The sequence below is a fragment of the Escherichia sp. F1 genome, assembly GCF_046764225.1.
Taxonomy (GTDB): domain Bacteria; phylum Pseudomonadota; class Gammaproteobacteria; order Enterobacterales; family Enterobacteriaceae; genus Escherichia; species Escherichia coli.
The window spans coordinates 4,072,745-4,096,965 of sequence record NZ_CP177202.1; the positions used below are offsets into that span (position 1 = coordinate 4,072,745).

The window sequence follows — 24,221 nt, forward strand, 5'->3', positions numbered from 1 at the left end:
CAATGACGATTTTTGATAATTATGAAGTGTGGTTTGTAATTGGCAGCCAGCATCTGTATGGCCCGGAAACCCTGCGTCAGGTCACCCAACATGCCGAGCACGTCGTTAATGCGCTGAATACGGAAGCGAAACTGCCCTGCAAACTGGTGCTGAAACCGCTGGGTACCACGCCGGATGAAATCACCGCTATTTGCCGTGACGCGAATTACGACGATCGTTGCGCCGGCCTGGTAGTGTGGCTGCACACTTTCTCCCCGGCCAAAATGTGGATCAACGGCCTGACCATGCTCAACAAACCGTTGCTGCAATTCCACACCCAGTTCAACGCGGCGCTGCCGTGGGATAGCATCGATATGGACTTTATGAACCTGAACCAGACTGCACATGGCGGTCGCGAGTTCGGCTTCATTGGCGCGCGTATGCGTCAGCAACATGCCGTCGTTACCGGTCACTGGCAGGATAAACAAGCACATGAGCGTATCGGCTCCTGGATGCGTCAGGCGGTCTCTAAACAGGATACCCGTCATCTGAAAGTCTGCCGTTTTGGCGATAACATGCGTGAAGTGGCGGTCACCGATGGTGATAAAGTTGCCGCACAGATCAAGTTCGGTTTCTCCGTCAATACCTGGGCGGTTGGCGATCTGGTGCAGGTAGTGAACTCCATCAGCGATGGCGATGTTAACGCGCTGGTCGATGAGTACGAAAGCTGCTACACCATGACGCCTGCCACACAAATCAACGGCGAAAAACGACAGAACGTGCTGGAAGCGGCGCGTATTGAGCTGGGGATGAAGCGTTTCCTGGAACAAGGTGGCTTCCACGCGTTCACCACCACCTTTGAAGATTTGCACGGTCTGAAACAGCTTCCTGGTCTGGCCGTACAGCGTCTGATGCAGCAGGGTTATGGCTTTGCGGGCGAAGGCGACTGGAAAACTGCCGCCCTGCTTCGCATCATGAAGGTGATGTCAACCGGTCTGCAGGGCGGCACCTCCTTTATGGAGGACTACACCTATCACTTCGAGAAAGGTAATGACCTGGTGCTCGGCTCCCATATGCTGGAAGTCTGTCCGTCGATCGCTGTGGAAGAGAAACCGATCCTCGACGTTCAGCACCTCGGTATTGGCGGTAAAGACGATCCTGCCCGCCTGATCTTCAATACCCAAACTGGTCCGGCCATTGTCGCCAGCTTGATTGATCTCGGCGATCGTTACCGTCTGCTGGTTAACTGCATCGACACAGTGAAAACACCACACTCCCTGCCGAAACTGCCGGTGGCGAATGCGCTGTGGAAAGCGCAACCGGATCTGCCAACTGCTTCCGAAGCGTGGATCCTCGCTGGTGGCGCGCACCATACCGTTTTCAGCCATGCGCTGAACCTCAACGATATGCGCCAGTTCGCCGAGATGCACGACATTGAAATCACGGTGATTGATAACGACACCCGCCTGCCAGCGTTTAAAGACGCGCTGCGCTGGAACGAAGTGTATTACGGGTTTCGTCGCTAAGTAGCCGCATCAGGTGTGTAACGCCTGATGCGACGCTGACGCGTCTTATCAGGCCTACACGCTGTGATTTTGTAGGCCGGATAAGCAAAGCGCATCCGGCATTGTTTTCCCCCTCGCCCCTTTGGGGAGAGGGCCGGGGTGAGGGGAAACGACCTCTCAGGAGTCAACATGTTAGAAGATCTCAAACGCCAGGTATTAGAAGCCAACCTGGCGCTGCCAAAACACAACCTGGTCACGCTCACATGGGGCAATGTCAGCGCCGTTGATCGCGAGCGCGGCGTCCTGGTGATCAAACCTTCCGGCGTCGATTACAGCATCATGACTGCTGACGATATGGTCGTGGTCAGCATTGAAACCGGTGAAGTGGTTGAAGGTACGAAAAAGCCCTCCTCCGACACGCCAACTCACCGGCTGCTCTATCAGGCATTCCCGTCCATTGGCGGCATTGTGCATACGCACTCCCGCCACGCCACCATCTGGGCGCAGGCGGGCCAGTCAATTCCGGCAACCGGTACCACCCACGCCGACTATTTCTACGGCACCATTCCCTGCACCCGCAAAATGACCGATGCGGAAATCAACGGCGAATATGAATGGGAAACAGGAAAAGTGATCGTCGAAACCTTCGAAAAACAGGGGATCGACGCAGCACAAATGCCCGGCGTTCTGGTCCATTCTCACGGCCCGTTTGCATGGGGCAAAAATGCCGAAGATGCGGTGCACAACGCCATCGTGCTGGAAGAAGTCGCTTATATGGGGATTTTCTGCCGCCAGCTTGCTCCGCAGTTACCGGATATGCAGCAAACGTTGCTGGATAAACATTATTTACGTAAGCATGGTGCGAAGGCATATTACGGGCAGTAATGACTGTATAAAACCACAGCCAATCAAACGAAACCAGGCTATACTCAAGCCTGGTTTTTTATTGGATTTTCAGCGTGGCGCAGGCAGGTTTTATCTTAACCCGACACTGGCGGGATACCCCGCAAGGAACCGAAGTTTCCTTTTGGTTAGCGACGGACAGCGGGCCGTTGCAGGTTACGCTTGCGCCGCAAGAGTCCGTGGCGTTTATTCCCGCCGATCAGGTTCCCCGCGCCCAGCATATTTTGCAGGGTGAGCAAGGCTTTCGCCTGACGCCGCTGGCGTTAAAGGATTTTCATCGCCAGCCGGTGTATGGCCTTTACTGTCGCGCCCATCGCCAGTTGATGAATTACGAAAAGCGCCTGCGTGAAGGTGGCGTTACCGTCTACGAGGCCGATGTGCGCCCGCCAGAACGCTATCTGATGGAGCGGTTTATCACCTCTCCGGTGTGGGTCGAGGGTGATATGCGCAATGGCGCTATCATTAATGCCCGTCTGAAACCGCATCCCGACTACCGTCCGCCGCTCAAGTGGGTTTCTATTGATATTGAAACCACCCGCCACGGTGAGCTGTACTGCATCGGCCTGGAAGGTTGCGGGCAGCGCATCGTTTATATGCTGGGGCCAGAGAATGGCGACGCCTCCGCGCTCGATTTCGAACTGGAATACGTCGCCAGCCGCCCGCAGCTACTGGAAAAACTCAACGCCTGGTTTGCCAACTACGATCCTGATGTGATCATCGGCTGGAACGTGGTGCAGTTTGATCTGCGAATGCTGCAAAAACATGCCGAGCGTTATCGTATTCCACTGCGTCTTGGGCGTGATAACAGCGAGCTGGAGTGGCGCGAACACGGCTTCAAAAACGGCGTCTTTTTTGCCCAGGCCAAAGGGCGACTGATTATCGACGGTATCGAGGCGCTGAAATCCGCGTTCTGGAATTTCTCTTCATTCTCGCTGGAAACCGTCGCTCAGGAGCTATTAGGCGAAGGAAAATCTATCGATAACCCGTGGGATCGGATGGACGAAATTGACCGCCGTTTCGCCGAAGATAAACCTGCGCTGGCAACTTATAACCTGAAAGATTGCGAGCTGGTCACCCAGATCTTCCACAAAACTGAAATCATGCCGTTTTTACTCGAACGGGCGACGGTGAACGGCCTGCCGGTGGATCGGCACGGGGGATCGGTGGCGGCATTTGGTCATCTCTATTTTCCCCGAATGCATCGCGCTGGTTATGTCGCGCCTAATCTCGGCGAAGTGCCGCCGCACGCCAGCCCTGGCGGCTATGTGATGGATTCGCGGCCAGGACTTTATGATTCGGTGCTGGTGCTGGACTACAAAAGCCTGTACCCGTCGATCATCCGCACCTTTCTGATTGATCCCGTCGGGCTAGTGGAAGGTATGGCGCAGCCTGATCCAGAGCACAGCACCGAAGGTTTTCTCGACGCCTGGTTCTCGCGGGAGAAACATTGCCTGCCGGAGATTGTGACTAACATCTGGCACGGGCGCGATGAAGCCAAACGCCAAGGTAACAAACCGCTGTCGCAGGCGCTGAAGATCATTATGAATGCCTTTTATGGCGTGCTTGGCACCACCGCCTGCCGCTTCTTCGATCCGCGCCTGGCGTCGTCGATCACCATGCGTGGTCATCAGATCATGCGGCAAACCAAAGCGTTGATTGAAGCGCAGGGCTACGACGTGATCTACGGCGATACTGACTCAACGTTTGTCTGGCTGAAAGGTGCACATTCGGAAGAAGAGGCGGCGAAAATCGGTCGTGCACTGGTGCAGCACGTTAACGCCTGGTGGGCGGAAACGCTGCAAAAACAACGGCTGACCAGCGCATTAGAACTGGAGTATGAAACCCATTTCTGCCGTTTTCTGATGCCAACCATTCGCGGAGCCGATACCGGCAGTAAAAAACGTTATGCCGGGCTGATTCAGGAGGGCGATAAGCAGCGGATGGTGTTTAAAGGGCTGGAAACCGTGCGCACCGACTGGACGCCGCTGGCCCAGCAGTTTCAGCAGGAGCTTTACCTGCGTATCTTCCGCAACGAGCCATATCAGGAGTACGTCCGCGAAACCATCGACAAACTGATGGCGGGTGAACTGGATGCGCGGCTGGTTTACCGTAAACGCCTTCGCCGTCCGCTGAGCGAATATCAGCGTAATGTTCCGCCTCATGTACGCGCCGCTCGCCTTGCCGATGAAGAAAACCAAAAGCGCGGTCGCCCCTTGCAATATCAGAACCGCGGCACCATTAAGTACGTATGGACCACCAACGGCCCGGAGCCGCTGGACTACCAACGTTCACCGCTGGATTACGAACACTATCTGACCCGCCAGCTACAACCCGTGGCGGAGGGAATACTCCCTTTTATTGAGGATAATTTTGCTACACTTATGACCGGGCAACTTGGGCTATTTTGAGCAAAAAAAGAGTTCGCCAGATACCATTTTGATGCGTGACGAATGCTTTGCCATCCAGTACCATAGCGCCCTTTCCATTCCTGGACCTGAATAACACCACTACCTCATAAGCACGGTAGCGGGTGGTTATTGCCTGCAATTAAAGATATAGAGCCGAACACATATGCCTTTTACACTTGGTCAACGCTGGATCAGCGATACAGAAAGCGAATTGGGACTTGGAACCGTTGTCGCGGTGGATGCGCGAACTGTCACTTTACTTTTCCCATCTACTGGTGAAAACCGTCTGTACGCACGCAGTGATTCCCCCGTGACCCGCGTGATGTTCAACCCTGGTGATACCATTACCAGCCATGATGGCTGGCAGATGCAAGTCGAAGAAGTAAAAGAAGAAAATGGCTTGCTGACCTATATCGGTACTCGCCTGGATACTGAAGAGTCCGGCGTAGCCCTGCGTGAAGTTTTCCTTGATAGCAAACTGGTGTTCAGCAAACCGCAGGACCGTCTGTTTGCCGGGCAGATTGACCGTATGGACCGCTTTGCGCTGCGTTATCGCGCGCGTAAGTATTCCAGCGAACAGTTCCGTATGCCGTACAGCGGCCTGCGCGGTCAGCGTACCAGCCTGATTCCGCACCAGCTCAACATCGCTCATGATGTTGGCCGCCGCCACGCGCCGCGCGTCCTACTGGCTGACGAAGTGGGTTTAGGGAAAACCATTGAAGCCGGGATGATCCTGCATCAGCAACTGCTCTCTGGCGCTGCTGAACGTGTGCTGATTATCGTCCCGGAAACCTTACAGCATCAGTGGCTGGTAGAAATGCTGCGCCGTTTCAACCTGCGCTTTGCTCTGTTTGATGATGAGCGTTATGCCGAAGCTCAGCACGATGCTTACAACCCGTTCGATACCGAACAGCTGGTGATTTGCTCGCTGGATTTTGCCCGTCGTAGCAAACAGCGTCTGGAACATCTCTGTGAAGCCGAATGGGATCTGCTGGTGGTCGATGAAGCCCATCACCTGGTGTGGAGCGAAGATGCGCCGAGCCGCGAATATCAGGCCATTGAACAACTGGCAGAGCACGTGCCCGGCGTTCTGCTGCTGACCGCAACCCCGGAACAACTGGGGATGGAAAGCCACTTCGCCCGTCTGCGTCTGCTGGACCCGAACCGTTTCCACGATTTCGCGCAATTCGTTGAAGAGCAGAAAAATTATCGTCCGGTTGCGGACGCCGTTGCCATGCTGCTGGCAGGTAACAAGCTGAGCAATGACGAACTGAACATGCTTGGCGAGATGATCGGCGAGCAGGATATCGAGCCGCTGTTACAAGCAGCAAACAGCGACAGCGAAGATGCCCAGAGCGCCCGTCAGGAGCTGGTTTCGATGCTGATGGATCGCCACGGCACCAGCCGCGTGCTGTTCCGTAACACCCGTAACGGTGTGAAAGGCTTCCCGAAACGCGAGCTGCACACCATTAAGCTGCCGCTGCCGACGCAGTATCAGACGGCTATTAAAGTCTCCGGCATTATGGGCGCACGCAAAAGTGCGGAAGATCGCGCTCGCGATATGCTCTACCCGGAGCGTATTTATCAGGAATTTGAAGGTGATAACGCCACCTGGTGGAACTTCGATCCGCGCGTTGAGTGGCTGATGGGCTACCTGACCAGCCATCGCTCTCAGAAAGTGCTGGTGATCTGCGCTAAAGCTGCCACTGCGCTGCAACTGGAGCAAGTACTGCGCGAACGTGAAGGTATCCGCGCCGCGGTGTTCCACGAAGGCATGTCGATTATTGAACGTGACCGCGCTGCCGCCTGGTTTGCTGAAGAAGACACCGGCGCACAGGTACTGCTGTGCTCGGAAATCGGTTCTGAAGGACGTAACTTCCAGTTCGCCAGCCACATGGTAATGTTTGACCTGCCATTCAACCCGGATCTGCTGGAGCAGCGTATTGGTCGTCTGGATCGTATCGGTCAGGCGCACGATATTCAGATCCATGTGCCTTATCTGGAGAAAACCGCTCAGTCGGTGCTGGTGCGCTGGTATCACGAAGGTCTGGATGCATTCGAACACACCTGCCCGACCGGACGCACTATCTACGATAGCGTATACAACGATCTGATTAACTATCTGGCTTCACCGGATGAGACCGAAGGCTTTGACGATCTGATCAAAAACTGCCGCGAGCAACATGAAGCGCTGAAAGCACAGCTGGAACAAGGTCGTGACCGCCTGCTGGAAATCCATTCCAACGGTGGCGAAAAAGCCCAGGCACTGGCAGAAAGCATTGAAGAGCAGGATGACGATACCAACCTGATCGCCTTCGCCATGAACCTGTTCGATATTATCGGTATCAATCAGGACGATCGCGGCGACAACATGATCGTGCTGACGCCGTCCGATCATATGCTGGTGCCGGACTTCCCTGGCTTGTCGGAAGATGGCATCACCATCACCTTCGACCGTGAAGTGGCGCTGGCGCGTGAAGATGCGCAGTTTATTACCTGGGAGCATCCGCTGATCCGCAACGGTCTGGATCTGATCCTTTCTGGCGACACCGGTAGCAGCACGATTTCACTGTTGAAAAACAAAGCGTTGCCGGTAGGTACGCTGTTGGTGGAACTGATTTACGTGGTTGAAGCCCAGGCTCCGAAGCAGTTGCAGCTCAACCGCTTCCTGCCGCCGACACCGGTACGTATGCTGCTGGATAAAAACGGCAACAACCTGGCGGCGCAGGTGGAGTTTGAAACCTTTAACCGTCAGCTTAACGCGGTTAACCGTCACACCGGCAGCAAACTGGTTAACGCCGTGCAGCAGGATGTTCACGCGATCCTTCAGTTGGGTGAAGCGCAGATCGAGAAATCTGCCCGTGCACTGATTGATGCCGCACGTAACGAAGCCGACGAAAAACTGTCTGCCGAGCTGTCTCGTCTGGAAGCTCTGCGTGCAGTGAACCCGAACATTCGTGACGACGAACTGACCGCCATTGAGAGCAACCGTCAGCAGGTAATGGAAAGCCTGGATCAGGCAGGCTGGCGTCTGGATGCCCTGCGTTTGATCGTTGTAACGCATCAGTAACGGAGCCGAAAATGGGGATGGAAAACTACAATCCACCGCAGGAACCCTGGTTGGTTATCCTGTATCAGGATGACCACATTATGGTGGTCAACAAGCCGAGCGGTTTGTTGTCTGTGCCGGGTCGTCTGGAAGAGCACAAAGACAGCGTGATGACGCGCATTCAGCGTGATTATCCGCAGGCAGAATCGGTGCATCGTCTGGATATGGCTACCAGCGGCGTGATTGTAGTGGCGCTGACCAAAGCCGCGGAGCGGGAGTTAAAACGCCAGTTCCGCGAGCGCGAGCCGAAAAAGCAGTATGTGGCCCGCGTCTGGGGGCATCCATCCCCTGCGGAAGGTCTGGTAGATCTGCCGCTGATTTGCGACTGGCCAAACCGCCCGAAACAGAAAGTCTGTTACGAAACAGGTAAACCTGCGCAGACGGAATATGAAGTGGTGGAGTATGCGGCGGATAACACGGCAAGAGTGGTGTTAAAACCGATTACCGGGCGTTCGCATCAGCTGCGTGTGCATATGCTGGCGCTGGGTCATCCGATTCTCGGCGATCGTTTTTATGCATCACCAGAAGCGAGAGCAATGGCACCGCGTTTGTTGCTACATGCAGAGATGCTGACGATTACCCATCCGGCGTATGGCAATAGTATGACGTTTAAAGCGCCAGCGGATTTTTAATAGTCACGCTGGCGAAGTTCGGTAGGCCGGAGAAGGCGTTCACGCCGCATCCGGCAATTTTGCGCCGATTGCCTGATGCGACGCGGGCCGCGTCTTATCAGGCCTACACGTTGAAACTTATTTAAACCCTTTCTGCTGCTTTATCAGCTCGTAGGCCTGCTGAATTTCCTGCGCTTTCTGCTTCGCCATCTCCATCATCTCTGGCGGCAAACCTTTCGCCACCAGCTTATCGGGATGGTGTTCACTCATCAGCTTACGGTAGGCACGTTTGATGGTGGTCGCATCATCCGTCGGCTTCACGCCCAAAACATTACAGGCATCTTCCAGCGTCGGGCCACGCTGCGCTTGCTGCCAGTTACCACCGCCAGATTGCTGCTGATAACCGCCGCCAAACTGTGCACCGCCCTGCATCATGCGCAAAAACTGGTCAAACTGGGCGCGGGAGATCCCTAATTCTTCAGCAATAACATACAGCACCGCCCGTTCATTCGGGTGCAGTGAACCATCAGCAAACGCCGCCTGAATCTGGATCTCCAGAAACATACGAATTAAGTCAAAACGACCAAAGCAAACACTGCGAAACTGGCGCATCTTTTCGCGCAGCGGGTAATTGTCTGATTTTCCCACCCGGAATGCGTTTTGCGCCGCAGTACGGGAAGCGCCATGAAGGTTCATTCGGTCCATCAACTGGCTGGCGATATGAATATCAGCCTCCGTGACGCGACCTTTGGATTTGGTTAAATGCCCCATCACTTCAAAAGTGGTGGCAAAAAACAGCGCCTGACGCTCACGCTGGTTGGCGAACCACGCCATTTTACGGCTACGGGCTTTATCAAACATATGGCCAATTAACAGGCCTAACACTACGCCCCAAAAGCCGCCGCCCATCAGTAAGGCCACGGCCACGCCAATGATTTTTCCCCAATACTGCATATATTCCCCAAATCGACACACGGATATCAGGGCTATCTCCCACAATATAAAGGTGCTTTTACCGTTTTCCGGCTGCGGTCAATTGTGGGACATCGCCTATAATTTGCATTATCATACCTGTCATTCAATGCCGTGCCTAACACCACTGACGCTATTCGGACAGGATTAACACTAGCGTAGAGATGACGAGTACGTTAGTCTCTGACCGTTTGTCACGCGCAACGTTACCGATGATGGAACAATAAAATCAACGTATGAAAAAACGTATCCCCACTCTCCTGGCCACCATGATTGCCACCGCCCTTTATAGTCAACAGGGACTGGCAGCCGACCTCGCCTCACAGTGCATGTTGGGCGTGCCAAGCTATGACCGTCCTCTGGTACAGGGCGATACCAATGACTTACCCGTGACTATCAATGCTGACCACGCGAAAGGGGACTACCCGGATGACGCCGTGTTTACTGGCAGCGTGGATATCATGCAGGGTAACAGCCGTCTGCAGGCCGACGAAGTGCAGCTCCATCAAAAAGAGGCACCAGGACAACCGGAGCCGGTACGTACCGTTGATGCGCTCGGTAATGTCCATTACGACGATAACCAGGTGATCCTCAAAGGGCCGAAAGGCTGGGCGAATCTGAACACCAAAGATACCAATGTCTGGGAAGGTGATTACCAGATGGTGGGTCGTCAGGGCCGCGGTAAAGCGGACCTGATGAAACAACGTGGCGAAAACCGCTATACCATTCTGGATAACGGTAGCTTTACCTCCTGTCTGCCGGGTTCTGACACCTGGAGCGTGGTAGGTAGCGAAATTATTCATGACCGCGAAGAACAAGTTGCGGAGATCTGGAACGCCCGCTTTAAGGTGGGTCCGGTACCGATCTTTTATAGCCCCTATTTGCAGTTGCCGGTGGGTGACAAACGTCGCTCTGGTTTCTTGATCCCGAACGCCAAGTACACCACCACCAACTACTTTGAGTTCTACCTGCCATATTACTGGAACATCGCGCCAAATATGGATGCCACCATCACGCCGCATTATATGCATCGTCGTGGCAATATCATGTGGGAGAACGAATTCCGCTACCTCTCCCAGGCGGGCGCTGGCTTGATGGAACTGGACTATCTGCCTTCAGATAAAGTCTATGAAGATGAACACCCGAACGATGACAGTTCACGTCGTTGGTTATTCTACTGGAACCACTCCGGGGTCATGGATCAGGTGTGGCGTTTCAACGTCGACTACACCAAGGTCAGCGATCCTAGCTACTTCAATGATTTCGATAACAAGTACGGTTCCAGTACTGACGGCTACGCAACGCAAAAATTCAGCGTTGGCTATGCGGTGCAAAACTTCAATGCCACCGTTTCAACCAAGCAGTTCCAGGTCTTCAGCGAACAGAACACCAGTAGCTACTCGGCAGAGCCGCAGTTAGACGTTAACTACTACCAGAATGATGTTGGTCCGTTTGATACACGCATTTACGGCCAGGCAGTGCACTTTGTAAACACCAGAGACGACATGCCTGAAGCAACCCGTGTTCACCTGGAACCGACCATCAATTTGCCGCTCTCTAATAACTGGGGCAGCATCAATACCGAAGCGAAGTTGCTGGCAACCCATTATCAGCAAACTAATCTTGACTGGTATAACTCCAGAAACACAACCAAGCTGGACGAATCCGTTAACCGCGTAATGCCGCAATTCAAAGTTGACGGCAAAATGGTCTTTGAACGCGATATGGAAATGCTGGCTCCGGGTTATACCCAAACGCTGGAACCGCGCGCGCAGTATTTGTACGTGCCGTATCGCGATCAGAGCGACATCTATAACTACGACTCGTCTCTGCTGCAATCTGACTACTCTGGCCTGTTCCGGGACCGGACTTACGGCGGTCTTGACCGTATTGCCTCCGCTAACCAGGTGACGACCGGTGTCACATCTCGCATATATGATGATGCTGCCGTTGAACGTTTTAATATTTCCGTTGGTCAAATCTACTATTTCACGGAGTCTCGTACTGGCGATGACAACATAACATGGGAGAATGACGACAAAACGGGCTCACTGGTGTGGGCAGGCGATACTTACTGGCGTATCTCCGAGCGTTGGGGATTGCGTGGCGGGATTCAGTACGATACACGTCTGGATAACGTAGCGACCAGTAACTCCAGCATTGAATACCGTCGGGATGAAGACCGTCTGGTACAGCTGAATTACCGTTACGCCAGCCCGGAATATATTCAGGCTACGCTGCCTAAGTACTATTCCACTGCTGAGCAATATAAGAATGGTATTTCGCAGGTAGGTGCCGTCGCCAGCTGGCCAATTGCCGATCGTTGGTCCATTGTTGGGGCCTACTACTACGACACCAATGCGAACAAGCAAGCCGACTCTATGTTAGGTGTGCAATACAGCTCCTGCTGCTATGCGATTCGCGTCGGTTACGAGCGGAAGCTGAACGGTTGGGATAACGATAAACAACATGCGGTATATGACAACGCAATCGGCTTTAACATCGAACTTCGCGGCCTGAGCTCCAACTACGGTCTGGGTACGCAAGAGATGCTGCGTTCGAACATTCTGCCGTATCAAAACACTTTGTGATTTGTTGATTTACCACGTAATCCGCAGTGCGGTTAATTGAAATGGAAAAAGTATGAAGAACTGGAAAACGCTGCTTCTCGGTATCGCCATGATCGCGAATACCAGTTTCGCTGCCCCCCAGGTAGTCGATAAAGTCGCAGCCGTCGTCAATAACGGCGTCGTGCTGGAAAGCGACGTTGATGGATTAATGCAGTCGGTAAAACTGAACGCTGCTCAGGCAAGGCAGCAACTTCCTGATGACGCGACGCTGCGCCACCAAATCATGGAACGTTTGATCATGGATCAAATCATCCTGCAGATGGGGCAGAAAATGGGAGTGAAAATCTCCGATGAGCAGCTGGATCAGGCGATTGCTAACATCGCGAAACAGAACAACATGACGCTGGATCAGATGCGCAGCCGTCTGGCTTACGATGGTCTGAACTACAACACCTATCGTAACCAGATCCGCAAAGAGATGATTATCTCTGAAGTGCGTAACAACGAGGTGCGTCGTCGCATCACCATTCTGCCGCAGGAAGTCGAATCCCTGGCGCAGCAGGTGAGTAACCAAAACGACGCCAGCACTGAGCTGAACCTGAGCCACATCCTGATCCCGCTGCCGGAAAACCCGACTTCTGATCAAGTGAACGAAGCGGAAAGCCAGGCGCGTGCCATTGTCGATCAGGCGCGTAACGGCGCTGATTTCGGTAAGCTGGCGATTGCTCATTCTGCCGACCAGCAGGCACTGAACGGCGGCCAGATGGGCTGGGGCCGTATTCAGGAGTTGCCGGGGATCTTCGCCCAGGCATTAAGCACCGCGAAGAAAGGCGACATTGTTGGCCCAATTCGTTCCGGCGTTGGCTTCCATATTCTGAAAGTTAACGACCTGCGCGGCGAAAGCAAAAATATCTCGGTGACCGAAGTTCATGCTCGCCATATTCTGCTGAAACCGTCGCCGATCATGACTGACGAACAGGCCCGCGTGAAACTGGAACAGATTGCTGCCGATATCAAGAGTGGTAAAACGACTTTTGCTGCCGCAGCGAAAGAGTTCTCTCAGGATCCAGGCTCTGCTAACCAGGGCGGTGATCTCGGCTGGGCTACACCAGATATTTTCGATCCGGCCTTCCGTGACGCCCTGACCCGCCTGAACAAAGGTCAAATGAGTGCACCGGTTCACTCTTCATTCGGCTGGCATTTAATCGAACTGCTGGATACCCGTAATGTCGATAAAACCGACGCGGCACAGAAAGATCGTGCGTACCGCATGCTGATGAACCGTAAGTTCTCGGAAGAAGCAGCAAGCTGGATGCAGGAACAACGTGCCAGCGCCTACGTTAAAATCCTGAGCAACTAATGGTTAAAACCCAACGTGTTGTGATCACTCCCGGCGAGCCCGCCGGGATTGGCCCGGACTTAGTTGTCCAGCTTGCACAGCGTGAGTGGCCGGTCGAACTGGTTGTTTGTGCCGATGCCACTCTCCTTACCAACCGGGCAGCGATGCTCGGTTTGCCGCTCACCCTCCGCCCTTATTCCCCCAACTCCCCTGCACAACCGCAAACTGCGGGCACATTAACGCTACTTCCTGTCGCGCTACGTGAATCTGTCACTGCGGGGCAGTTAGCGGTTGAAAATGGGCATTATGTGGTGGAAACGCTGGCGCGAGCGTGTGATGGCTGTCTGAACGGTGAATTTGCTGCGCTGATCACAGGCCCCGTGCATAAAGGCGTCATTAACGACGCAGGCATTCCGTTTACCGGTCATACCGAGTTTTTCGAAGAGCGTTCGCAGGCGAAAAAAGTGGTAATGATGCTGGCAACCGAAGAACTTCGCGTGGCGCTGGCAACGACGCATTTACCGCTGCGCGATATCGCAGATGCTATCACCCCTGCGCTTTTGCACGAAGTGATTGCTATTTTGCATCACGATTTGCGGACCAAATTTGGTATTGCCGAACCGCGTATTCTGGTCTGCGGGCTGAATCCGCACGCGGGCGAAGGCGGTCATATGGGTACGGAAGAGATAGACACCATCATTCCCGTCCTCGACGAACTGCGGGCGCAGGGGATGAAACTCAACGGGCCGCTGCCTGCCGATACCCTGTTTCAGCCGAAATATCTCGATAACGCCGACGCGGTGCTGGCGATGTACCACGATCAGGGTCTTCCCGTGCTAAAATACCAGGGCTTCGGGCGCGGTGTGAACATTACGCTGGGCCTGCCCTTTATTCGCACATCAGTGGACCACGGCACCGCGCTTGAACTGGCGGGACGTGGCAAAGCCGATGTCGGCAGTTTTATTACGGCGCTTAATCTCGCCATCAAAATGATTGTTAACACCCAATGAATAATCGAGTCCACCAGGGCCACTTAGCCCGTAAACGCTTCGGGCAAAACTTTCTCAACGATCAGTTCGTGATCGACAGCATTGTTTCTGCCATTAACCCGCAGAAGGGCCAGGCGATGGTCGAAATCGGCCCCGGTCTGGCGGCATTGACCGAACCGGTCGGCGAACGTCTGGATAAGCTCACGGTCATCGAACTTGACCGCGATCTGGCGGCACGTCTGCAAACGCATCCATTCTTAGGCCCGAAACTGACTATTTATCAGCAGGATGCGATGACCTTTAACTTTGGTGAACTGGCCGAGAAAATGGGTCAGCCGCTGCGTGTTTTCGGCAACCTGCCTTATAACATCTCCACGCCGTTGATGTTCCATCTGTTTAGCTATACTGATGCCATTGCCGACATGCACTTTATGTTGCAAAAAGAGGTGGTGAATCGTCTGGTTGCAGGACCGAACAGCAAAGCGTATGGTCGATTAAGCGTCATGGCGCAATACTATTGCAACGTGATCCCAGTGCTGGAAGTACCGCCGTCAGCCTTTACACCACCACCCAAAGTGGATTCCGCCGTCGTGCGCCTGGTTCCTCATGCAACGATGCCTCACCCGGTTAAAGATGTTCGCGTGTTGAGCCGCATCACCACCGAAGCCTTTAACCAGCGTCGTAAAACCATTCGTAACAGCCTCGGCAACCTGTTTAGCGTCGAGGTGTTAACAGGAATGGGGATCGACCCGGCGATGCGAGCGGAAAATATCTCTGTCGCGCAATATTGCCAGATGGCGAACTATCTGGCGGAGAACGCGCCTTTGCAGGAGAGTTAACGATGATCAATTCGCCCCGAGTGTGTATTCAGGTTCAAAGCGTCTACATTGAGGCACAATCTTCACCTGATAATGAACGTTACGTTTTTGCTTATACCGTAACCATACGCAATCTGGGGCGAGCGCCAGTGCAGTTGTTGGGGCGTTACTGGCTGATCACCAATGGCAATGGCCGTGAAACCGAAGTCCAGGGCGAAGGAGTGGTTGGCGTCCAGCCACTTATCGCACCTGGCGAAGAGTACCAGTACACCAGCGGTGCAATCATTGAAACCCCGCTGGGCACCATGCAGGGTCACTACGAAATGATCGATGAAAATGGCGTCCCTTTCAGCATCGACATTCCCGTATTCCGACTCGCCGTTCCCACACTCATTCATTAAAAGAATATGGCGACATACCTTATTGGCGACGTTCATGGTTGTTACGATGAACTGATCGCATTGCTGCATAAAGTAGAATTTACCCCTGGGAAAGATACCCTCTGGCTGACGGGCGATCTGGTCGCGCGCGGCCCCGGTTCGCTGGATGTTCTGCGCTATGTGAAATCCTTAGGCGACAGCGTACGTCTGGTGCTGGGCAATCACGATCTGCATCTGCTGGCGGTATTTGCCGGGATAAGCCGCAATAAACCGAAAGATCGCCTGACACCGCTGCTGGAAGCGCCGGATGCCGACGAGCTGCTTAACTGGCTGCGTCGCCAGCCTCTGCTGCAAATCGACGAAGAGAAAAAGCTGGTGATGGCCCACGCCGGGATCACGCCACAGTGGGATCTGCAGACCGCCAAAGAGTGCGCGCGCGATGTAGAAGCGGTGCTGTCGAGTGACTCCTATCCCTTCTTTCTTGACGCCATGTACGGCGATATGCCAAATAACTGGTCACCGGAATTGCGGGGGCTAGGAAGACTGCGGTTTATCACCAACGCCTTTACCCGGATGCGTTTTTGCTTCCCGAACGGGCAACTGGATATGTACAGCAAAGAATCGCCAGAAGAAGCCCCTGCCCCACTGAAACCGTGGTTTGCGATTCCTGGCCCTGTCGCTGAAGAATACAGCATCGCCTTTGGTCACTGGGCATCGCTGGAAGGCAAAGGTACGCCGGAAGGTATTTACGCGCTGGATACTGGCTGCTGCTGGGGTGGTACATTAACCTGCCTGCGCTGGGAAGATAAACAGTATTTTGTCCAGCCGTCGAACCGGCATAAGGATATGGGCGAAGGAGAGGCGGTCGCGTCTTAAATCCCGTCGAGCATAAAATCTAATGCCCCTTTAATCAACGTTCGGTGCGCGCTGGCATCTCAAAATTTCGTTCCCAGCGCGTTAACTGGAACAGTTGCAGTCTCATGCGTCATGAGCACATATTCTTTGCCGTCTACCAGTAAAAGGATTGTGTTAAGCCGTTCTGGAGGGCGAATACGGATAAATCGTTCAATAGGTGTTAATGGAATAACAATACGGCGATTAATCTCACCAATAATGTCGCTGGTAACATCGATAACAAAGGGAAACGCGGCGTTCCTGCCGCGACTGCGGTATACCGTAAATTGCATCGCTAGAAGCTCCGGTACTCATCAGAGAAACATCCGGTTTCATCAGCCAATTGATTTAACGCAGCGATAGCTTCTGCGTTCTCTTCACGCCAACGTGTTGCTGCATGTTTTTTAAGTTCAGCATTGAGCGCAACCGTAAGGGTGGCGCTCATATTTAAGCCTGCATCACGAGCGCGATTGACTAACTCACGGTCGACGGTGACGGTCACACTTTGTGTGGTACGTTTTGCAGTCATGATATCGTGCTCCTGTACAATTTATACGTCTAGTAAACACGGATATCTGCACGTATCAGTGATGCCGGAATTCTAATATACAAACTTACCGCCGCTCCAGAATCTCAAAGCAATAGCTATGAGAGTTCTGCGCATCAGCGTCGTGGAATTCGCTGAATACCGATTCCCAGTCATCCGGCTCGTAATCCGGGAAATGGGTGTCGCCTTCCACTTCTGCGTCGATATGCGTCAGATACAGTTTTTGCGCTTTGGGCAGGAACTGCTCATAAACGCGACCACCGCCAATCACCATGATTTCTGGTACGTCACCACACGCCGCAATGGCTTCATCCACCGATTTCACCCACGTAACGCGATCGTCAGTACCCGGTTGACTGCTGAGGATAATATTTTTGCGTCCTGGCAGCGGACGACCGATGGATTCCCAGGTATGGCGGCCCATAATTACGGGTTTATTTAAAGTGTTGCGTTTAAACCAGGCGAGATCGGCAGGCAGGTTCCACGGCATGGCGTTTTCCATGCCGATAACGCGATCTACCGCTAACGCCGCAATCAGACTGATCATTGAGATTTCCCGATAAAAAAAATTGTCGCCACTATACGTAAAGCGTAAACCGTCGTCGACTGGTGCGAGGATGATGTTGAGGAAAATTTTATATTCTGCTGGCGAGTCCACGCTCTCTCCCTGGACTCGCCGCATTACAATGAAACAAAAACAAACAGTTAGCTGTAAAGTGTGATTTACGTCACTCTTTATTAGGATGAGGGTTTTGTTTCCGGTTCATCCGCCATGTTGCCGGTATGTTTACCTTCTTCTGTTCCCTGCCAGCCATGTCGTTGAATTAATGACAGATGTTCGCGGTCCTCGGTAATGATCTCACTTAACATCGCGCTGGTGCGTTTATAGACCGCCGCGCGGGCTTTGGTGTCGTTCTCAACCATTGCCATCTCTTCCACCATCTGAATATTAAAGCGGCGGAACACATCGGCACGTTCTCGCGCTTCATACGGCCCCAGACCTAAACTTTCCAGTGCCAGACGCCCGGTTTTCAGCGCACCTTCGAAGGTTTCACGCTCCGGCTTTTCAACGCCTGCCTGACGCAAACGAATGTAGTGGTCGACATCGCGGGCGCGGGCAATAATCTGCAAATGCGGGAAATGTTCTTTCACCATCTCCGTCAGTTGCAGGTTGGTTTGCGGATCGTCGATGGCGTTAATCAGCACTTCCGCTTTCGCCGCTCCCGCAGATTCCAGTAAATCCATCCGCGTGGCATCGCCATAAAACACTTTCATACCAAATTTACGCAAGGTTTCGATATGGTCCGGATCGTGATCGAGCACCACCATTTTCACCCCGCTGGAGAGCAGTAAACGTCCGGTGATCTGCCCAAAACGACCGAATCCGGCGATGATTACCCGCGGCTGTTCTTCGTCGATCTCATCGGCTTCACGCGCCTCTTCACTAGAAGATTGCTCAAGGCGATTGAGGATCACCAGCAGAATCGGCGTTGCCGCCATCGACAGCGCCACCGCCAGGGTCAGCGATTTCGCCCACTCCGGCTCCAGCACATTCGCCATCTGCGCCGCACCAAATACCACAAAGGCAAACTCACTGCCCTGCCCTAACAGCACCGCAAACCAGCGACGCTGTTTATTTGGCACCTGCAACGGTCGGGCAATCAGCCACAGCATGGCGATTTTGATGATGAGGAAACCGAGCAGCAAAATGACAATGCGCAATGGGTTTTCAATCAGCGTGCCAAAGTCTATCGACATGCCAACACCGATGAAAAACAGCCCCAACAGCAAACCTTTAAATGGCTCGATATCGCTTTCCAGCGCATGACGATATTCCGAGCTTGCCAGCAGTACGCCCGCCAGAAACGCGCCCATCGCCATCGACAAGCCAACCTCTTCCAGCAGCAAACCAAAGCCAAACACGAGGAATAAAGCCACGGCACTAAACACTTCCCGCAAGCCAGAGCGGGCAACAAAACGCAGCGCCGGACGCGTGACATAGCGCCCCAGCAATACCACCAGCACCAGCGCGCCCGCCACTTTTAACGCCGAGAGAGCAAATGCGCCCATCGTCGTTGAGGCACTGCTCGCCGCCAGTAGCGGGATCATCGCCACCAATGGGATCGCCGCGATATCCTGGAACAGCAGCACCGCAAAGGCACTGCGGCCCATTTGCGTCACCATCAGATTGCGTTCATTCATCGCCTGCATGGCAATCGCCGTAGAGGAGAGCGCCAGCGTCATGCCGATCAGTTCCGCGACCTGCCAGCGCAGCCCAAGTAACATGCAGAACAGCCCCAGCAGGCCGCCGCAAATCACCATCTGCAATGCACCACCGCCGAACACCGCCGCACGCAGCTTCCACAGCCTTTGTGGATCGAGTTCGAGGCCGATAATAAACAGCATCAGCACCACGCCAATCTCGGCAAAGTGCAGAATAGATTCGGCATCGGTCACCAGTCGCAGCCCCCACGGGCCAATAATGCAGCCAGCGATCAGGTAGCCAAGTACCGATCCCAGACCAAGACGTACCGCAATGGGTACAATCAGCGCCGCCGAACCGAGATAAATCAGCGCCTGAATCAGCGTATGGCTATCCATGATGTGCCTCCTGCCATTCCAGCAGACGTTGCTTATAGTGACGCGCCTGCCCTTCGAGGGTTTCGTCGTCACAAATAAAGGTGCAGTGCATGGCAAACGGTGGCAGCCAGTTCAGCCCGCAGTAGATTGCCGTCGCCTGTAGCGGCTGTGACAGCACATCAAAGCCCGGATGCGCACCAATCTCAAAATGGCTTTCCCCACCGCCGGTCGTCACCGCCCACAGTAAATGTTTGCCATGCAGCGCCGTGCCGCCGTGACCGTAAGCCCAGCCGTGCGAGAAGACTTTATCGATCCAAAGTTTGAGGAGCGGTGGAATGCTGTACCACTGCATCGGGTGCTGCCAGACGATCAGATCGGCGCGAGACAGCGCCTCCTGCTCGGCGGCAATATCGATATTGAAGTCAGGATAGAGTTGATAAAGAGAGCGAATTTCGACGCCTTCCAGCGTCCTTGCCTGTTCAAGCATCCGTTTATTCGCATGGGAATGATGCGGATACGGATGCGCATAAATTATAAGAATCATAGGTAGCCCGCGTGATTACGCCTTTGTTTTCCCACAAAGTGTAGTCATATATTCACGCGGCTTATAGTCAATAATATTGATTCAGAAAAGAGAGAAATCTGAACAAATTATCCCATTCTCTGCCCACGGATCGTCATATTGCTGGTCTGCGCCAGTGACATCCCTCGAGTCTCCGGGGCAAACGCTACGGAAATCAACAAGCCAAACAGCGAGATACCCGCCCCCATTAACATCGTGTTACTGATACCGTAATTATTGATAAAGATCGGCAGTGCCCAGGTCGAAACAATAGTGCCAATACGGCTTAAGGACATAATCACGCCCACGGCAGAGGCGCGGATATCCGTCGGGAAGAGCTCATTAGGATAGAGCCACTGCAAATTACCCGGCCCGCCAGAGAAAAAGGCATACACCGCAAATGCCATCACTACCAGCCAGATCCCCATATCCGGGATCAGCCCCAAAACCGCCAGCGCCAGCGTCATCATGGCAAAGCTGCCAATCAACAATGGACGCCGTCCGGCAGTGTTTAACCACAGCATCGGTGGAATACAGCCGAGCATAAAGAACAGGCTAATCACCACGTTCCCCAGTGCCGCGTTTTTGCCAACACCCAATCCCAACAAACCAACGATTTGCGGGCCAAAGGTGTAGATGGCGAACATCGGGATCACCTGGCAGGTCCAGATGGCGGCAACAAACAGAACAAAAGGAAAATGGCGGCGATTAAACAGATCGCGAAAACGGGTTTGCTGCGGCTGCTCTTCATCGAAAGCCACCGGTTCGCCAAACAGTTTGATCATCATCTCTTCGCACTCTTTTACTCGCCCTTTGCGTAACAACCAGCGGGGAGATTCAGGCAGTTCGAATCGACCAATCAAAATCAACAAACAGGGGATCGCTGCGCTACCCAGCATCCAGCGCCAACCACCTTCCACATCATAAAGCCAGTAACCGACCAGATCGGCGCAGGTCGCGCCGACATACCACATCGCGGCAATAAAGCTGATGGAAAACGCCCGCTGACGGGTACTGGAGAACTCAGTGATCATCGAAGTGGCGATGGGATAATCTGCACCGATGACAATGCCGATGAGTACCCGCATCACTAACAGTTCGACGGGGGATGAGACAAACATCGTCGCCACCGATATCACGCCGATGGCGATGATATCGATGAGGAACATTTTGCGCCGTCCGACTTTATCGGAGATATAGCCAAACAGCGATGTGCCAACGAACAGCCCGGCGAGCGTTCCCGCGCCCAGCAAGCCAATCCAGTCAGCGTCCAGTTTCAGCGCCGGAGTCAGTTGCTCCAGCGCCACGCCAATCATTACCAGTACATAACCATCCAGAAACGGACCACCGCTTCCCCACAGCAAAATGCGGCGGTGAATAGAAGAGAATTTAAGATCGTCAAAGTTTCTGGACGGTTGCATGGGTTATTCCTGTTTTTTTGCAATGAGAGTCAGTACGGCGTTACGTATCAAACCAACATCAGCCGTAACGGAACTCCACACCAAAGGTGCCGCGCGGGTATTCCCACTGTTCCAGCGCCGACCCCAGCCCCAGAATGCGACAGGTGCCGCACTCCAGACATCCGGCGTAATCGAAGCGCACACTGCCGTCATCCTGCTTCTTGTACAGACCTGCGGGGCACGCTTTCACCAGCAGCTCCAGCGCCTGTTTATCGGCATCGGCCTTCACAACAATGTGCGGATGCTCTTCATCGACATTGAATTTATTGACGCCCAGTTTGACATCCACATTGACGGGAGAAGTCATAAAACGGTCACTCCTTTCATGCCATCCTTGATCAGATTGATGAAGCCCACTTTCTTGCCGTGGCGGAGGATTTTCTTGCGCATCAGTTCCGGCGCACTGCCGTCAATGGTGAACAGGTCACGCGCCACGCCCACCGCCAGTTCCGGGTAGCCGCTAAACATCCGTGGGTTATCAAGGAACGCCGGTAGTTTCTGGTACATACGCATATCGCGCAGCGGGCCACTCTCAAGATGCTGACGATATTCCGCCAGTTTTTGCTTACTGAAATCGTCGCTTTTCATCGCTGAAAGCACGGTTTTTGCTGCGGCTTCCCCGGCGGCAATCGCCAGATCCATACCGCGAATGGTAAAACCGAGGTTCATACACATTCCGGCGGCATCACCGGCAATCAATACGCCGTCACCGACCAGCTCCGGCAGCATGTTGATACCTGCTTCCGGCACTACGTGAGCGGAATATTCCACCAGCTTGCCGCCCGCGATCAGCGGTGCAACGGCCGGATGTTGTTTGAAATCTTCCAGCATTTGCGGCACCGATTTTTTCGCGTCATGCAGATGATGCAAACCACAAACCAGCCCCAGCGACAGGGTATTTTCATTGGTATAAAGGAAGCCGCCGCCCATCAGGCCATCGGTGGGGGAACCCGCAAACAGGCAAGCCGCGCCCTGATTACCCTGCAACTGAAAACGGTCTTCGATTACCGACTTCGGTAACTCGATCAGTTCCTTCACGCCAACCGCCACATCCGTCGGTTTGACGCGTTTTGCCATCCCCAACTTTTCGGCAAGGATGGAGTTCACCCCATCAGCAAGGATCACCGTTTTCGCTTCAATCACATCGCCATCGGCTTCTACACCGACAACTTTGCCATCGCGCTGTACGAGGTTATCGACACGAATCCCGGTAATTAACTGCGCGCCCGCTTCTTCGGCCTGCTCCATCAACCAGGCATCAAATTTACTGCGCAAAACGGAGTAAGAACGCTGGGATGGCGAGGTTTCGTCACCGTTGCAGTAGTCCATAGTCATCGCTGACTTTTCCGTCATAAACGCGAGTTTTTCATGGGTGATCAGGCGTTCTACGGGGGCGGATTCGGCGAAACCTGGAATAATGTGTTCCAGACTGTGGGCATAGAGACGCCCGCCAGTAACGTTCTTGGCACCTGCGGAATTGCCACGCTCGATAACTAACACTTGCGCCCCTTCGCGGGCGAGCACCAGTGCGGCAACCGAACCGGCAAGCCCAGCACCGACGATGATGGCGTCAAAGATATCTTCGGACATAAGAGCTCCCTGTCAGCGGCAGGGCCAAAATGCAGCCCTGCCAGAGTGGATCAACGCGCTAAAGCTGCGGTCAGTGCCGGAAGGATCTTCACGGCGTCGCCAACAATGCCGTAATCCGCGTACTGGAAGATCGGCGCATTTTTATCTTTGTTGATGGCGAAAATGGTTTGCGACGCGTTAGCGCCAACCATGTGCTGGATCTGCCCGGAGATCCCCACCGCCAGGTACAGTTCAGGTTTCAGCATCAGGTTGGAGATACCGACATAGCGTTCGTGCTCCATCCATTTTTCGTTTTCTGCCACCGGACGAGAACAGGCCAACTCCGCACCTATCGCCTTACAAAGCTGTTCTGCCAGCGCAATGTTCTCTTTGCTGCCAATGCCGCGACCGACGCTGACCACCAGACGGGCTTTGTCGAGATCGACGCTGTTGCTCTGGCGCGCCTGGGTTGCCGTGCGGGTAATCGCCACAGCCGGAGCCTGCCACTCCACGGTGTGCGTTTCGCCAGTGCGTGACGCGTCTGGCTGAGCCGCATCAAACGTGCCGCTGCTGATGGTCAGTACCGCATACGGCGTGGCAATGCGTTCTTCGCCAATCGCCAGACCGCCGTAAACCATGTGTTTCACTGTCGCTTTACCGTCCTGTACGCTGACGGTGCTGGCATCGTTAGACACCGCCGCTTTAAGGCGATAACCCAGTTTTGCCGCCAGTAATTTGCCGCGACGGGTGTTTGGCAGCAGCACCAGACCGTCTGCGCCGTGCTGGCGAATAGTGTCAGCCATGACACCGGCGTAATCTTCGATCATCCGATCGTCCGGTTTGCCGTTTAATTTCCAGACATGATTAGCGCCTAGCTGGATTGCCTGTGCGCCGTCGGCATCATTGAGGACAAAGGCATTGATTTGATTAGCTAAAGCCTGCGCACCGTTCATCAGTTCCGGCAGACGAGAAGGGGTATCGCTGAATACCCAGACTTGAGAAAACGTGTTCATAGCATCCCCTGTA

General features: G+C 53.9%; 20 protein-coding genes and 1 pseudogene. 11 read left to right on the forward strand and 10 right to left on the reverse strand.

Going from position 1 to position 24,221, the window contains the following annotated elements; genetic code table 11:
* The first annotated feature begins 2 nt into the window (after positions 1-2).
* From araA to rluA, 5 genes are all read left to right on the forward strand, one after another.
* Positions 3-1,505, forward strand: coding sequence for an L-arabinose isomerase (gene araA / locus ACK8NJ_RS19550; protein WP_115429524.1), 1,503 nt, complete (start codon positions 3-5; stop codon positions 1,503-1,505).
* 168 nt (positions 1,506-1,673) lie between these two features.
* Complete coding sequence (araD, locus tag ACK8NJ_RS19555) at positions 1,674-2,369, forward strand: L-ribulose-5-phosphate 4-epimerase (RefSeq protein WP_097438691.1); 696 nt, start codon at positions 1,674-1,676, stop codon at positions 2,367-2,369.
* A gap of 74 nt (positions 2,370-2,443) precedes the next feature.
* Positions 2,444-4,795 carry a DNA polymerase II gene (gene polB, locus ACK8NJ_RS19560; protein WP_411961885.1) on the forward strand — a complete coding sequence of 784 codons (2,352 nt, stop codon included), beginning with the start codon at positions 2,444-2,446 and terminating at the stop codon, positions 4,793-4,795.
* A gap of 163 nt (positions 4,796-4,958) precedes the next feature.
* Entirely contained in the window at positions 4,959-7,865 is a 2,907-nt protein-coding gene (gene rapA / locus ACK8NJ_RS19565) for an RNA polymerase-associated protein RapA (protein ID WP_001117001.1), read from the forward strand.
* Between the two features lie 11 nt (positions 7,866-7,876).
* Positions 7,877-8,536 (forward strand): bifunctional tRNA pseudouridine(32) synthase/23S rRNA pseudouridine(746) synthase RluA, encoded by a 660-nt coding sequence (rluA, locus tag ACK8NJ_RS19570; RefSeq protein ID WP_000525176.1) that lies wholly within the window; start codon positions 7,877-7,879, stop codon positions 8,534-8,536.
* Between the two features lie 117 nt (positions 8,537-8,653).
* Here the strand turns inward: rluA and djlA are convergent, their stop codons facing one another.
* Positions 8,654-9,469: a co-chaperone DjlA gene (djlA, locus tag ACK8NJ_RS19575; protein WP_001200573.1), complete on the reverse strand. Its 816-nt coding sequence runs from the start codon at positions 9,467-9,469 to the stop codon at positions 8,654-8,656.
* Between the two features lie 254 nt (positions 9,470-9,723).
* On the opposite strand from djlA, the gene lptD reads away from it, so the two are divergent.
* Genes lptD through apaH form a run of 6 tightly spaced genes read left to right on the forward strand, consistent with a single transcriptional unit; the run spans position 9,724 to position 16,459 of the window.
* Positions 9,724-12,078 carry an LPS assembly protein LptD gene (lptD, locus tag ACK8NJ_RS19580; protein WP_000746151.1) on the forward strand — a complete coding sequence of 785 codons (2,355 nt, stop codon included), beginning with the start codon at positions 9,724-9,726 and terminating at the stop codon, positions 12,076-12,078.
* A 52-nt stretch (positions 12,079-12,130) separates the two neighbouring features.
* Entirely contained in the window at positions 12,131-13,417 is a 1,287-nt protein-coding gene (gene surA / locus ACK8NJ_RS19585; RefSeq protein WP_000800470.1) for a peptidylprolyl isomerase SurA, read from the forward strand.
* Entirely contained in the window at positions 13,417-14,406 is a 990-nt protein-coding gene (gene pdxA, locus ACK8NJ_RS19590) for a 4-hydroxythreonine-4-phosphate dehydrogenase PdxA (RefSeq protein ID WP_000241280.1), read from the forward strand. Before surA ends, pdxA begins: the two co-directional genes overlap by 1 nt.
* The gene (gene rsmA / locus ACK8NJ_RS19595; RefSeq protein ID WP_001065361.1) at positions 14,403-15,224 is read left to right on the forward strand and encodes a 16S rRNA (adenine(1518)-N(6)/adenine(1519)-N(6))-dimethyltransferase RsmA; all 822 of its coding nucleotides are present in this window, start codon (positions 14,403-14,405) and stop codon (positions 15,222-15,224) included. Before pdxA ends, rsmA begins: the two co-directional genes overlap by 4 nt.
* 2 nt (positions 15,225-15,226) lie before the next feature.
* Positions 15,227-15,604 carry a Co2+/Mg2+ efflux protein ApaG gene (apaG, locus tag ACK8NJ_RS19600; RefSeq protein ID WP_000610901.1) on the forward strand — a complete coding sequence of 126 codons (378 nt, stop codon included), beginning with the start codon at positions 15,227-15,229 and terminating at the stop codon, positions 15,602-15,604.
* 6 nt (positions 15,605-15,610) lie between these two features.
* The gene (apaH, locus tag ACK8NJ_RS19605; protein ID WP_000257196.1) at positions 15,611-16,459 is read left to right on the forward strand and encodes a bis(5'-nucleosyl)-tetraphosphatase (symmetrical) ApaH; all 849 of its coding nucleotides are present in this window, start codon (positions 15,611-15,613) and stop codon (positions 16,457-16,459) included.
* On the opposite strand, the pseudogene ACK8NJ_RS19610 reads toward apaH, so the two are convergent.
* From ACK8NJ_RS19610 to ACK8NJ_RS19650, 9 genes and pseudogenes are all read right to left on the reverse strand, one after another.
* Positions 16,456-16,770, reverse strand: a pseudogene (locus ACK8NJ_RS19610) (CcdB family protein). The gene apaH and the pseudogene ACK8NJ_RS19610 sit on opposite strands and share 4 nt — an antisense overlap.
* Positions 16,771-16,772: 2 nt before the next feature.
* Positions 16,773-17,006 carry a type II toxin-antitoxin system CcdA family antitoxin gene (locus ACK8NJ_RS19615; RefSeq protein WP_000125566.1) on the reverse strand — a complete coding sequence of 78 codons (234 nt, stop codon included), beginning with the start codon at positions 17,004-17,006 and terminating at the stop codon, positions 16,773-16,775.
* A gap of 85 nt (positions 17,007-17,091) precedes the next feature.
* Complete coding sequence (gene folA / locus ACK8NJ_RS19620; protein WP_000624375.1) at positions 17,092-17,571, reverse strand: type 3 dihydrofolate reductase; 480 nt, start codon at positions 17,569-17,571, stop codon at positions 17,092-17,094.
* Positions 17,572-17,762: 191 nt separating this feature from the next.
* Positions 17,763-19,625: a glutathione-regulated potassium-efflux system protein KefC gene (kefC, locus tag ACK8NJ_RS19625; RefSeq protein ID WP_000377113.1), complete on the reverse strand. Its 1,863-nt coding sequence runs from the start codon at positions 19,623-19,625 to the stop codon at positions 17,763-17,765.
* Positions 19,618-20,148 (reverse strand): glutathione-regulated potassium-efflux system oxidoreductase KefF, encoded by a 531-nt coding sequence (gene kefF / locus ACK8NJ_RS19630; RefSeq protein WP_000600725.1) that lies wholly within the window; start codon positions 20,146-20,148, stop codon positions 19,618-19,620. Before kefF ends, kefC begins: the two co-directional genes overlap by 8 nt.
* A 107-nt stretch (positions 20,149-20,255) precedes the next feature.
* Entirely contained in the window at positions 20,256-21,587 is a 1,332-nt protein-coding gene (locus tag ACK8NJ_RS19635; RefSeq protein WP_001183198.1) for an MFS transporter, read from the reverse strand.
* A 58-nt stretch (positions 21,588-21,645) separates the two neighbouring features.
* Entirely contained in the window at positions 21,646-21,933 is a 288-nt protein-coding gene (gene fixX / locus ACK8NJ_RS19640) for a ferredoxin-like protein FixX (protein WP_000203741.1), read from the reverse strand.
* Positions 21,930-23,216, reverse strand: a complete 1,287-nt coding sequence (locus tag ACK8NJ_RS19645) for an FAD-dependent oxidoreductase (RefSeq protein WP_001287739.1) — start codon at positions 23,214-23,216, stop codon at positions 21,930-21,932. Before ACK8NJ_RS19645 ends, fixX begins: the two co-directional genes overlap by 4 nt.
* Before the next feature lie 50 nt (positions 23,217-23,266).
* Positions 23,267-24,208 (reverse strand): electron transfer flavoprotein subunit alpha/FixB family protein, encoded by a 942-nt coding sequence (locus ACK8NJ_RS19650; RefSeq protein WP_001091480.1) that lies wholly within the window; start codon positions 24,206-24,208, stop codon positions 23,267-23,269.
* Positions 24,209-24,221: the final 13 nt, after the last annotated feature.